The sequence below is a fragment of the Bradyrhizobium sp. 159 genome (assembly GCF_023073795.1).
GTDB lineage: Bacteria > Pseudomonadota > Alphaproteobacteria > Rhizobiales > Xanthobacteraceae > Bradyrhizobium.
In genome coordinates this window covers 282,436-293,353 of record NZ_JADPKE010000088.1, presented here as the reverse complement: position 1 = coordinate 293,353, position 10,918 = coordinate 282,436, and the positions used below count along the sequence as shown (strand labels likewise).

The window sequence follows — 10,918 nt, the reverse complement described above, 5'->3', positions numbered from 1 at the left end:
CGCCACCCGGCAATACCGTCATGTGGCGCGGGCTGTCACGCCTCACCGACATAGCGCTAGGTGTCGTGGTCGGAGGAGAATTTGTGGGTAATTGAAAGCCGGCGCGGCCTGCGTCAGCGCCTGCGAGGCAACGATGCCGCCTGCGCCCGGGCGGTTGTCGATCACGGGCTGCTGGCCCCAGGTCTTGGCCAGCGCCTGGCCCAGCGTGCGCGCGAGCACGTCCACCGCACCGCCCGCGGCGTAGGGGACCAGAATGTGGACCGGCTTGCTCGGATAAATGTCGGCGGACTGCGCGGCGCCGCCCGCCAGCAGCAGACCGGCACACAGCATCAAACCGCCGATCTTTTTGTTCAAACCCAGCATTTCCCAGCACTCCTTGAGGGCATTCGGCCGCCTGCCGGCGGTCTCCAGGCCATTGCGGACACCGCCCGTTGTTTTTGTTGACGAGACTTGATCTTTTGTACGATAGTACAAATCGTATGGTACGCAAGTCCACCAGCAAGGAAACGGCCCGCAAGCCGAACATGCGCGAGGCGATCCTCGCCGCGGCCGAGGAGCTGTTTGCCACGAACGGCTTCAATGCTGTGTCGGTGCGCGACATCGCGCAGGCTGCCGGGGCCAATCCCGGCAGCGTGACCTATCATTTCAAGACCAAGGACGGCCTACTGCTGGAGATCTACCGGCGCCATTGCGGGCCGATGAATTTGCGCCGATCCGAACTGCTCGCGGCCGCCAAGCGCGTGCGCGATCTCCAGGATCGGCTGGAGGCGATCGTGCGCGCTTATGTGGTGCCGGCCTTCACCTCGGGCAGCGATCTCGCCGGCGGCGGCGCGCGCTTCACGCGGCTGCGTGCCGTGATGTCGGCGGAAGGCAACGAGGTCGCTCGAAAAATCATCGCGCAGACCTTTGACGACACCAGCCACGCCTTCATCGACGCGATTCACGAGAGTCTGCCACACATTCCGCGCACCGACATCGTCTGGCGCAGCCATTTCCTGCTGGGTGCACTCTATTATTCACTGGTGACGCCGGAGCGCGTGTCGCGCCTGTCGCGCGGTGAGGCCGACGGCGGCGATGCAGCCAATGCCATCGAGCAACTGGTGCAGGCCACCGTTGCCTCGTTCCAGGCGCCCGCGCTGGATCAAGCCGCGCCGGTGCGGCGGCGGCCGGTCGTCAGCAGCAAGACTTGAAAGAAGCCGCACGAGGGGAGGCGCGGCCTTACGCTTCCACTCGCAAGTGGACCATGTGACGGGGTGTTGAGGACATGAATAGGCGGGAGTGCTTGCATCTCTTGACTGGCCTGGCCGGCGCGGCGCTTGCGAATGAAGCACGCGCGCAAGGCGCCGAGCCGAAGGCGATCCCCACGATCGCGCCGCCGCATGCAAATCCCAAGACGCCGTCGTTCAAGCTGCCAGCGAAATCCTGCGATAGCCACACCCACGTTTTTGGGCCGGCGTCGCGTTACCCCTTCGCGGAAAAGCGCCCCTACAACACGGCCGATGCGCCGCTGGAGGCATTCCGCAGCGTGCACGAGAAGATCGGGGTCGAACGCAGCGTCATCGTCAATGCCACCGTTCACGGCACCGACAATCGCGTCGTGACCGACGCCATCGCCCAGAGCGAGGGCGCGTACAAGGGCATCGCCAATGTCAACGACGAGATGACCGAGAAGGAGCTGGCGGCGCTCGACAAGGCAGGCATCTGCGGCTGCCGCTTCGCTTTTCTCAAGCGCCTCGGCGGCGTCGGCGACATGGGAAAATTCCAGCGCATCGTGCACCGGGTCGCCGAGCTCGGCTGGCACGTCGACCTCTATTTCGAGCCGGGCACGATTGCCGAATTCGCGCTCATCCTTTCCGCGCTGCCGACGCCTTACGTGATCGATCACATGGGAACGGTCCAGGCCGCGAAAGGTCTCGGCGACCCCAGCTTCACCGCGCTGCTCGATCTCCAGAAGAAGGACGATAAATGCTGGGTGAAGATCACCGGTCTTGAACGTGCGTCAGCGGCCGGCAAACCGTTCCATGATGCAGTGCCGTTCGCCAAGGCGCTGATCGACAACGCACCCGATCGCGTGCTGTGGGGCACTGATTGGCCGCATCCCAACGTCAAGATCATGCCGAACGACGGTGAGATCGTCGACCTCATCCCGCTCTACGCGCCCGACGCAAAGGTCCAGCAGAAGCTGGTGGTCGACAATCCCGCGCGCCTGTTCAAGTTCAGCTGAAGATCATGATGTACACGCCGACCATTCCGCCGCCAGACCCAAACACGCGCAGGCCGATATTCAAGCTGCCAAGGCTGGCTTGCGATGCCCATTGCCATATCTTCGGACCCGGCGCGAAATATCCGTACGCGCCGGACCGCTCCTACACGCCGCCCGATGCGCCGCTGGAAAAATTCCGCACGCTCCATGCCAAGCTCGGCATCCAGCGCGCCGTCATTGTCAATGCCAGCGTGCACGGCACCGACAACACGGTAGCGCTGGACGCTCTCGCGCAGAGCAACGGTGCCTATCGCGCGGTCGCAAACATCGACGACACCATCACCGAGCGCGGGCTTCGGGTGCTGCACGAGGGCGGCTTCCGCGGCTGCCGCTTCAACTTCGTCCGCCATCTCGGCGGCGTCCCCGATAAGAGCGTGTTCGACCGCGTCATCGCCATGGTCGCGCCGCTCGGCTGGCATATCGATCTGCATTTTGACGCGATCGACTTGCCCGAATATGCCGACATGCTGGCAAGACTGCCGCTCAGCTACACCATCGACCACATGGGACGGGTGAAGACCTCCGATGGGCTCGACCAGCTTCCGTTCAGAATTTTGGTCGAACTGATGCAGCGCGACGAAAAATGCTGGGTCAAGATCTGCGGCTCGGAGCGGGTGTCCTCGGCCGGTCCGCCGTTCACGGACGCGGTGCCATTCGCGCGCAAGATCGTCGAGACCGCGCCCGATCGCGTCATTTGGGGCACCGACTGGCCTCATCCGAACGTCAAGGTGATGCCAAACGACGGTGACCTTGTCGACCTGATCCCGCTGTTCGCGCCGGAGCTGGAGTTCCAGCAGAAGATCCTGGTCGATAATCCCGCGCGCCTGTTTGGGTTCGACCAATGACGGCGCTCGCGATCGAAAAGCCGCGCGGCCGCGCCTGGTGGAAGGAGCTCTGGATCCAGGTGCTCATCGCCATGGCGGCCGGCATCGCGCTTGGGATCGCCAGTCCCGAGGCGGGCGCCAAGATGCAGCCGCTCGGGGATGCCTTCATCAAGGCGATCCGGATGCTGATCGCGCCGATCATCTTTTGCACCGTCGTGCACGGTATCGCGCACATGGCCGACATGGCGCGCGTCGGGCGCATTGCGGTGAAGGCGATCGTCTATTTTGAAGTCATGACCACGATCGCGCTGATCATCGGTCTCGTCGCGATGAACCTGCTCAAGCCCGGCGTCGGCATGAACATCGATCCCGCCAGCATCAATGCCGGCGCGATCGAGCCCTATGTCAGGCAGACCGGTGCGATCGGCTTCGTGCCGTTCCTGATGAACATCGTGCCCGTGACGTTCGTCGGCGCCTTTGCCGAGGGCAACATTCTCCAGGTGCTGTTCATCTCCGTACTGTGCGGCTTTGCTCTGGTGCAGCTCGGCGAGCGTGCCGCGCCGCTGGTGCATCTGATCGACATCGCCGCCAAGATGGTGTTCGCCGTCGTTGGCTTGGTAATGTGGGCGGCGCCGATCGGCGCGTTCGGCGCTATCGCCTTTACGGTCGGCAAGTTCGGCGTTGGCTCGCTGGCCTCGCTCGGCAAGCTACTGGGGGGCTTCTATCTCACCTGCGTGGTCTTCATCATCGTGGCGCTCGGCCCCGTGGCGCGGCTCTGCGGCTTCTCGCTGGTCAAACTGATCCGCTATATCTGGGAAGAGCTGCTGATCTGCATCGCCACGACATCTTCGGAAACGGTGTTGCCGCGGATGCTGACCAAGCTGGAAAAGGCCGGTTGCGAGAAGAGCGTCGTCGGACTTGTGATCCCGACCGGCTATTCCTTCAATCTCGACGGCACCTGCCTCTATCTTGCCGCTGCTTCGGTGTTCCTGGCGCAGGCGACCAACACGCCGTTCGGCCTTGCCGAGCAGATCGAGCTGCTGCTGATCCTTCTCGTCACCTCCAAGGGCGCGGCGGGGATTGCGGGCGCCGCCTTCGTCGTGCTGGCGGCGACGCTGTCGGCCACCGGCACCATTCCGGTGACAAGCGCTGCGCTGGTGCTCGGCATTCATCGCCTGATGTCGCAGGGGCTAACGCCGACCAATCTGATCGGGAACGCGGTTGCGACGATCGCAATTGCCAAGTGGGAAGGCGCGCTCGACAGCGAGCGCCTCCGGCATGTGCTCGACGGTGAGGAGCAAGCGGCCGCCGCGGCTTGATGAACCGGCTTCCTGCCTGAGGCAGACGGCCTTTGATGCTTACGAACGAAAGAGGGAGCTTGTCCCATGAAAACCGGTCTCGTGATCACCGCCCATCCCGGCGATTTCGTCTGGCGCGCCGGCGGCGCCATCGCGCTGCATGCGAAGAAGGGCTATCGCATGAAGATCGTTTGCATGTCCTTCGGCGAGCGCGGCGAGAGCCAGTTCGCCTGGAAGGAGAAGGGGGCGACGCTGGAATCGGTCAAGGCCGGCCGCAAGGACGAGGCGGAGCGGGCGGCAAAGCTGTTAGGTGCCGAGATCGAGTTCTTCGACTGCGGCGATTATCCGCTGAAGCTCACTGAGGCGCATTTTGATCGCATGGTCGACATCTACCGCGAGCTCGATCCGAGCTTCGTGCTGACGCACGCGCTGGAGGACCCCTATAATTTCGACCACCCCAACGCTGCGCATTTCGCGCAGGAGACCCGCGTGGTCGCGCAGGCGATGGGCCACAAGCCCGGCGCGCAGTACAAATACTCGGCGCCGCCGGTGTTCCTGTTCGAGCCACACCAGCCGGAGCAGTGCAACTACAAGCCGGACCTGCTCCTCAAGATCGACGAGGTCTGGAAGGCGAAGTACGAGGCGTTCCAGATCCTGGCCGCGCAAAAGCATCTGTGGGGCTATTACGAACGCGTCGCGCTCAATCGAGGCATCCAGGGCAGCCGCAACACCGGCGTGCCCATGACCTATGGCGAGGCCTATCAGCGTCTGTTTCCGACCGTCGCGGAGGAACTCGCATGAAGCCGGTCGTCGTTCGCAACATCAAGCGTGCCGATCCCGCCGGCATGGCGGAATACGGCGTTTCGACCGTACATGAAGCCTATGGTCGCATCGGCCTGATGAAGCCATATTTGCGGCCGGTGTGGGCGGGCGCGGCGATTGCGGGTCCCGCGGTCACCGTGCTGGCGCAACCCGGCGACAATTGGATGATCCATGTTGCGGTTGAGCAATGCAGGAAGGGCGACATCCTGGTCGTCGGCTGCACCACCGACAATACCGACGGCATGTTCGGCGAATTGCTGGCGACCTCGCTTACGGCGCGCGGCGTGCAAGGATTGATCATCGATGCCGGCTGTCGCGATGTCAAAGCGCTGCACGAGATGAAGTTTCCGGTGTGGTCGCGCGCAGTCTCGGCCAAGGGAACGGTGAAGGCGACGCTCGGCTCGGTCAATGTCCCCGTGGTCTGCGCCGGCGTCAATGTCGATCCCGGTGACATCATCGTGGCTGACGACGATGGCGTCGTCGTGGTGCCGAAGCGGTACGCCCCCGAAGTCGCCGAGAAGGCGAAAAAGCGCAATGCCGATGAAGGCGGCAAGCGCAAGCGTCTCGCCTCGGGCGAGCTCGGCCTCGACATGTACAGCATGCGCGACGCTCTTGCCAAAGCCGGGCTCGTCTATGTCGACAATCCCGAGGACGTTTGAGGCAAGGCAGGAGCGGGCGGATGGATCGTCTCAAGCTGAAGGCCGTGCTCGGCAGTCATCCCCATGTCCAGGCGGTGAAGAGCGGCGCGCTCCGCTCCGACCTGTTCGATCTCGACTTCATCGAGTACAGCCCGACCAACACCGCGTTCAAGCCGATGGTGCGCGAGCAGGCCTTCGATGTCTGCGAGATGGCCATCGTGACCTATCTGATGGCGAAGGCGCACGGCAAGCCGCTGGTGCTGCTGCCGGCCACCATGCTCGGCCGCTTCCAGCATGCCTACGCGCTGTACAATCCCGCGCGAGGAGCGCTCGGCCCGTCCGACCTCGAGGGCAAGCGCGTGGGCATTCGGTCCTTCACGACGACGACCGGCGCCTGGATCAGGGGCATTCTCGCCAACGACTACGGCGTCAATCTCGATAAGATCCGCTGGGTGACGTTCGAGGATCCGCATGTCGCCGAATATATCGACATCACCGAGCGCGCCCCGAAAGACAAGAAGATTCTCCAGATGCTGGTCGACGGCGAGCTAGACGCGGTGCTTGGCGAGAGCTCGGTCGATCCCAAGCTGAAGCCGCTATTCCCCGATCCGGCCGCGGAAGCCGCCAAATGGTATGCCCGGCGCGGCGTCGTCCCGGTCAATCATCTCGTGGTCGTGACCGAGCAGCTCGCCAAATCGCGTCCCGACGTAGTCACAGGCATCTATGATCTGCTCAAGCGGAACAAGGAGCAGGTGGGACCTGCGGCCTCGCCGGACCTCATTCCGTTTGGCATCGAAGCGAACAGCAAACCGCTGGAACTGATCGTCGACTACGCGTTCCAGCAAGCGCTGATTCCGCGCCGCTATGCGGTCGAGGAGCTCTTTGACGAAACGACACGAGGGCTGAACTGATGGCGGATCCGAGGCGATGGCAGATCGGGCTGGTTGGCTATGGCGAGGTCGGCAGGATCTTGGCCGAGGATTTGCGCCAGCAGGACATCAAGGTATCTGCCTACGACATCAAGCTCGGAGGCGAGCAGGGCGCTTCGCTGGAGGAGCATGCCGCGAAATTCGGTGTGGTGTTCGCAGGCTCTCATGCCGACCTGACGGCGAAGTCCGATTTCATCATCTCCGCGGTCACGGCCAGCCAGGCTGTTCCGGTGGCAAAAGCCTGCGCGGGCGCGATCAACCAGGGCACCTGGTTCCTGGACTTCAATTCGGCTTCACCGGGCGCCAAGCAGCGCGCTGCTGCGCTGATCGATGGCGCTGCCGGTCGCTATGTGGAAGGCGCAGTGATGACTTCGGTGCCGCCGTATCGCATCAAGGTGCCGTTGCTGCTCGGCGGCGCTGGCGCGAGAGAGCTCGAGCCGCTGCTGAATGCGATCGGATTCGCGGCAAAGGTTGCCAGCGACAAGCTCGGCGTGTCCTCCGCGGTGAAGATGTGCCGCAGCATCATGATCAAGGGCCTGGAAGCCATGGTCATCGAAAGCTTCACCACGGCGCGCGCCTATGGCGTGGAAGATGCCGTGCTGGCATCGCTTACGGAAACTTTCCCCGCGATCGACTGGGAGAAGCAGGGCGCCTATTTCTTCCAGCGCGTGATCGAGCACGGCCGCCGCCGGGCCGAGGAGGTGCGGGAGGTCGCCGAAACCGTTCGCGAGGCGGGGCTGACGCCCTGGTCCGCGCAGGGCACGGCCGAGCGGCAGGCCTGGGTGGCTGATCTCGCCGATGAAGGATTGTTCGGCACCAAGGGCACCAGCGAGTTCGCCCGCAGCGCTGACTGGCGCACCGAGGCGGACCGGATCCTCGCGAAGATCAAGCGCGCAAATAATCAGCTCAAGATCGTTCCACGGAGCTGAAAGCTCACGACCTGGTCGCGGGCGCGTTCGATCAGGTCGATCAGATTCCTGGACTTGCGGGCGAGCTGCTCCGTGGCCGGTTGCGTGCGGAATTCGGCCAGCACCGCGCGAACGCATTTGTTGGCGGCGTCGAGCGTCCAGAGCGTCCGGTTGACATCATCCTGCGTCCGGATCCCCGAAATATCGAGATCCGACAGAACGTGGCCGATGCCGTCGAGCCGCTTCACCGCCGTGTCGGTGGGCGTTCCGGCCTGGTTGGAATGCTGGTCGATGCTGCTGAATGCGCTGAACATATCGATACTTTCCCGATCGCACGCAAATGATCGGTCCGAGGTCTAGTTATGATCAGCGCGACGGGCCTCGCAATGCGTGGAGTTACGGTCCGGGATTCTACCGAATTGAATCAGCGGTAACATTGAACGGAAGCAGTCAGTAGTCAGGCCCGTTTCCCGACAATCCTACCGCTGCAAGCGGCGGGCCGGCCTTGGCGTGGTCGGAGCGACCCTGCGGTGTCGCGACATCAGCTCTGGGGGCGGAACAGATTCGGCCGCTGCCGCTCAAATGTCTGTCGGCCAGCCTTGAAGCCCATCACCAAGTCAGGCAGCTCCGCGACGGCGAAGCGGCTGTCTTGCGTATCGAGCACGACGAGATCGGCGGGGTTGCCGACCTTGATGCCGTAATCGCCAAGGTTCATCAGCCGCGCCGGCAGCTCGGTCACGAGATCGAGGCAGGTGTCGAAATCGCTCACGGCGGCGTGGGCGACGTTGGCATAGAAGTTTGCCATCCGCAGCAGCGAAGCGTCGCCGAACGGCGTGAACGGATTGAGGACATTGTTGGTGGCAACCGAGCACACGAGCCCATTGTCGGCCAGCTTGTGGGCGAGCGTCAGACCGCGCGGCGCATTGTGGGTGGCCTCCCGTCCCATCAAATAGAGATCGGTGGCGGGCAGCACGGTCACCGCAACGCCTGATGCCGCCAGCTGCGCGGTGGCCGCCTTCATCCGCTCGGGCGGCAGTGCCGAGAGCTTTGTGGCGTGGCCGATCGCGACGCGTCCCCCATACTTGCGCCGTTCGGTCTGGCGGCAGACCTCGTCGAGATGCCACCAAGAGGGATCGAGATCGAAATCGAGATGGAGATCGACATCGGCGTCGAACGTCTCGGCGAGATCGAAGATGCGTTCGAGATGGGCGTTCGGGTCGGTATCCATATAGGGACAGCCGCCGATCACCTCGCCGCCGTCGCGCAGCGCCTGGATCAGCAACTCCTCAGCTCCGGGGTCGTTGGTCAGGCCTTCCTGCGGGAAGACGCAGAGCGACAGGTCGATCGCCCAGGCATAATCGCGCTTCAGCGCCTTGACCGCCTCGAAGCCGCGCAAGGCGATGCGCGGATCGATCTCGACATGAGTGCGCATGCGGGTCGTGCCGTGCACGATCGCGCGCTCGAGAACCCGGGCGCCGCGGGCATAGACGTCCTCGACGGTGAAATCGCGCTTCATCCCGGCCACGGCGCGGATAGCGTCCGAAACACTGCCGTGATCGTGCCCACAGCGGCCGAGCAGGCAGGCTTTGTCGAGATGGATGTGGGTATCGACGAACCCGGGCAAGGCAAGGCGGCCGCCGAGATCGACCTCGGGCGCGTCGCAGGCGAGCTTTGGCTCGATCGCGGCAATACGCCCGCCTTTCACGCCGATATCGACGGGTGCGGCGGATGATCGCAACTGCGCGTCACGAAAGATCAGGTCGAAGGCGGACTGGGTGATCATGGCTTCGTCGGATTTTGCTGTCAGAGCCTAGCGGAAGCTGCTGGGGCGGGCAGTACCGAATTGTGTGCAGTTCTGCCGCTAAATTGTTCAAAAAATATGCATGCAGTTCACGGCGCGAGCTGTAAGATGTCGAGAGCCGGAGAACCCGCTATGTCCGCCTTTGCAAAAGCCGAACTGCCGATGACCGATGCCAAGATCGTCGAGGCCTATCTGACGGCCTCGATGAAACCCGATCCAGATGCCGCCGCGACCTATATGAAGCCGGGCACGGTGATCACATTCACCGGCGGACGTGAGTTCGATCATCCGCGCGGTCCGACAGCTTTCAACGCCAAGCGCTATCGCTGGGTGAAAAAGAAGATGGACCGGTTCGATGTCTGTGTCTGTCCCGGTGCGGACGAGACGATCGTCTACAGCGTTGGCACGCTCTATGGCGAGTGGATGGACGGCACGCCGTTCGAGGGCAATCGCTATGTCGATCGCTTCGTCGTCAAGAGCGGGCAGATCGTCAAGATGGACGTCTGGAACGACAGCGCCGAGCGCATTCTGGTCCAGCGCGGCATCGAGGCCTAACTCCTGCGCGCGATTTTCGGCAGCTTAACGACGCGGTCGCTCGCCACCTCATCGGCATAGGGCGCGAGAATGTCGAGGAGGTCACGGCCGCGTAGCGGGGCAGGGGCGACTAATGCCCGATTGGCTACGGAATCGAGGTGATGGTGCATCAATTCCATCACCTTGGCTTCGTCGCCTTTGGCGAGCGCAGCAATGATGGCGCGGTGCTCGTTGATCGCGCATTCCGTCGAATGCGGCCGGCTGTACAGCGACAGCGTCAGGCAGCAGCGATAGGCGACCTCGCTGACATAGCGCACCAGGATCGGACTGTTCGTCATCTGCGCGAGCAGGATGTGAAATTCGGTGGCGAGCCGGATCGAGACCGCATCCGTGCCGCCGCGCGCCCGGTCCTCGGCATCGACGTGCGCGTTCAGCTCGGCGATCTGGCTTTTGGTCAGCTTGCCCGCGAGCTGGCGGACCACGAGCCGCTCGAGCTGGATGCGGATGTCAAAGGCATCTCGCGCCTCCTGCCAGCTCGGCGTCGCCACCACCGCGATTCGGTTGCGGCGCAGCTCGACAAGGCCTTCGGCGGCGAGCTGCCCCAGCGCGTGGCGGGCAATGGTGCGGCTGACGCCAAAGCGCTCGCCGAGCGAGTCCTCAGGCAGCTTTGCGCCGGGTTCCAGCGCCTGCTCGATGATCGCGCGCCGTAGTGCGCGGCAAATCACGCCGACCTTGTCAGATGATTCATAAGTCTTGCTGGTGGGGCGCGCCGCCATTCGGCGAATCCTTCGGAGTAGGGTCGCAGCCCTCTCCTTAGCACACCCTGCGCTGATCCAGCGCTTCAATTGCATGCAGTTTGGTGTCGCGATTGCCTAAATCGGGACCACAATTTTGGTACGCT

At 63.5% G+C, this 10,918-nt stretch carries 12 protein-coding genes and 1 pseudogene; 9 read left to right on the top strand and 4 right to left on the bottom strand.

From position 1 onward, the window contains the following. Positions 1-99: 99 nt before the first annotated feature. Positions 100-363 (bottom strand): annotated as a pseudogene (locus tag IVA96_RS26590) (tripartite tricarboxylate transporter substrate-binding protein); the annotation flags it as partial. 116 nt (positions 364-479) lie between these two features. On the opposite strand from IVA96_RS26590, the gene IVA96_RS26585 reads away from it, so the two are divergent. From IVA96_RS26585 to IVA96_RS26550, 8 genes are all read left to right on the top strand, one after another. Next, positions 480-1,190, top strand: coding sequence for a TetR family transcriptional regulator (locus IVA96_RS26585; protein ID WP_247276862.1), 711 nt, complete (start codon positions 480-482; stop codon positions 1,188-1,190). Between the two features lie 74 nt (positions 1,191-1,264). Further along, positions 1,265-2,224, top strand: coding sequence for an amidohydrolase family protein (locus IVA96_RS26580; RefSeq protein WP_247276863.1), 960 nt, complete (start codon positions 1,265-1,267; stop codon positions 2,222-2,224). A gap of 5 nt (positions 2,225-2,229) precedes the next feature. Continuing rightward, positions 2,230-3,108, top strand: coding sequence for an amidohydrolase family protein (locus IVA96_RS26575; protein WP_247276864.1), 879 nt, complete (start codon positions 2,230-2,232; stop codon positions 3,106-3,108). Further along, positions 3,105-4,406, top strand: coding sequence for a C4-dicarboxylate transporter DctA (dctA, locus tag IVA96_RS26570; RefSeq protein ID WP_247420232.1), 1,302 nt, complete (start codon positions 3,105-3,107; stop codon positions 4,404-4,406). Before IVA96_RS26575 ends, dctA begins: the two co-directional genes overlap by 4 nt. A gap of 66 nt (positions 4,407-4,472) precedes the next feature. Then, on the top strand, positions 4,473-5,186 hold the full coding sequence (locus IVA96_RS26565; protein ID WP_247276866.1) for a PIG-L deacetylase family protein: 714 nt from the start codon (positions 4,473-4,475) through the stop codon (positions 5,184-5,186). Then, a complete protein-coding gene (locus tag IVA96_RS26560; protein WP_247276867.1) occupies positions 5,183-5,866 on the top strand; it encodes a 4-carboxy-4-hydroxy-2-oxoadipate aldolase/oxaloacetate decarboxylase in 684 nt (227 codons plus the stop codon). Before IVA96_RS26565 ends, IVA96_RS26560 begins: the two co-directional genes overlap by 4 nt. A 20-nt stretch (positions 5,867-5,886) precedes the next feature. After that, the gene (locus tag IVA96_RS26555; RefSeq protein WP_247276868.1) at positions 5,887-6,756 is read left to right on the top strand and encodes a hypothetical protein; all 870 of its coding nucleotides are present in this window, start codon (positions 5,887-5,889) and stop codon (positions 6,754-6,756) included. After that, on the top strand, positions 6,753-7,703 hold the full coding sequence (locus IVA96_RS26550; protein ID WP_247276974.1) for a DUF1932 domain-containing protein: 951 nt from the start codon (positions 6,753-6,755) through the stop codon (positions 7,701-7,703). The genes IVA96_RS26555 and IVA96_RS26550 overlap by 4 nt, the downstream gene beginning before the upstream one ends. Here IVA96_RS26550 and IVA96_RS26545 read toward each other — a convergent pair. Beyond that, positions 7,676-7,996, bottom strand: coding sequence for a hypothetical protein (locus IVA96_RS26545; RefSeq protein WP_247276869.1), 321 nt, complete (start codon positions 7,994-7,996; stop codon positions 7,676-7,678). The two genes, IVA96_RS26550 and IVA96_RS26545, sit on opposite strands and share 28 nt — an antisense overlap. 227 nt (positions 7,997-8,223) lie before the next feature. Continuing rightward, complete coding sequence (locus IVA96_RS26540; RefSeq protein ID WP_247276870.1) at positions 8,224-9,465, bottom strand: amidohydrolase family protein; 1,242 nt, start codon at positions 9,463-9,465, stop codon at positions 8,224-8,226. 150 nt (positions 9,466-9,615) lie between these two features. On the opposite strand from IVA96_RS26540, the gene IVA96_RS26535 reads away from it, so the two are divergent. Continuing rightward, a complete protein-coding gene (locus IVA96_RS26535) occupies positions 9,616-10,038 on the top strand; it encodes a nuclear transport factor 2 family protein (protein ID WP_247420228.1) in 423 nt (140 codons plus the stop codon). On the opposite strand, the gene IVA96_RS26530 is transcribed toward IVA96_RS26535, so the two are convergent. Beyond that, a complete protein-coding gene (locus IVA96_RS26530) occupies positions 10,035-10,793 on the bottom strand; it encodes a GntR family transcriptional regulator (protein WP_247276872.1) in 759 nt (252 codons plus the stop codon). The genes IVA96_RS26535 and IVA96_RS26530 overlap by 4 nt on opposite strands. Positions 10,794-10,918 lie beyond the last annotated feature (125 nt).

Coding starts and splice junctions, on each gene's coding strand:
- IVA96_RS26545 (WP_247276869.1), bottom strand. CDS start 7,996: ATGTTCAGCGCATTCAGCAGCATCGACCAGCATTCCAACCAGGCCGGA.
- IVA96_RS26555 (WP_247276868.1), top strand. CDS start 5,887: ATGGATCGTCTCAAGCTGAAGGCCGTGCTCGGCAGTCATCCCCATGTC.
- IVA96_RS26560 (WP_247276867.1), top strand. CDS start 5,183: ATGAAGCCGGTCGTCGTTCGCAACATCAAGCGTGCCGATCCCGCCGGC.
- dctA (WP_247420232.1), top strand. CDS start 3,105: ATGACGGCGCTCGCGATCGAAAAGCCGCGCGGCCGCGCCTGGTGGAAG.
- IVA96_RS26540 (WP_247276870.1), bottom strand. CDS start 9,465: ATGATCACCCAGTCCGCCTTCGACCTGATCTTTCGTGACGCGCAGTTG.
- IVA96_RS26535 (WP_247420228.1), top strand. CDS start 9,616: ATGTCCGCCTTTGCAAAAGCCGAACTGCCGATGACCGATGCCAAGATC.
- IVA96_RS26565 (WP_247276866.1), top strand. CDS start 4,473: ATGAAAACCGGTCTCGTGATCACCGCCCATCCCGGCGATTTCGTCTGG.
- IVA96_RS26575 (WP_247276864.1), top strand. CDS start 2,230: ATGATGTACACGCCGACCATTCCGCCGCCAGACCCAAACACGCGCAGG.
- IVA96_RS26530 (WP_247276872.1), bottom strand. CDS start 10,793: ATGGCGGCGCGCCCCACCAGCAAGACTTATGAATCATCTGACAAGGTC.
- IVA96_RS26580 (WP_247276863.1), top strand. CDS start 1,265: ATGAATAGGCGGGAGTGCTTGCATCTCTTGACTGGCCTGGCCGGCGCG.
- IVA96_RS26585 (WP_247276862.1), top strand. CDS start 480: ATGGTACGCAAGTCCACCAGCAAGGAAACGGCCCGCAAGCCGAACATG.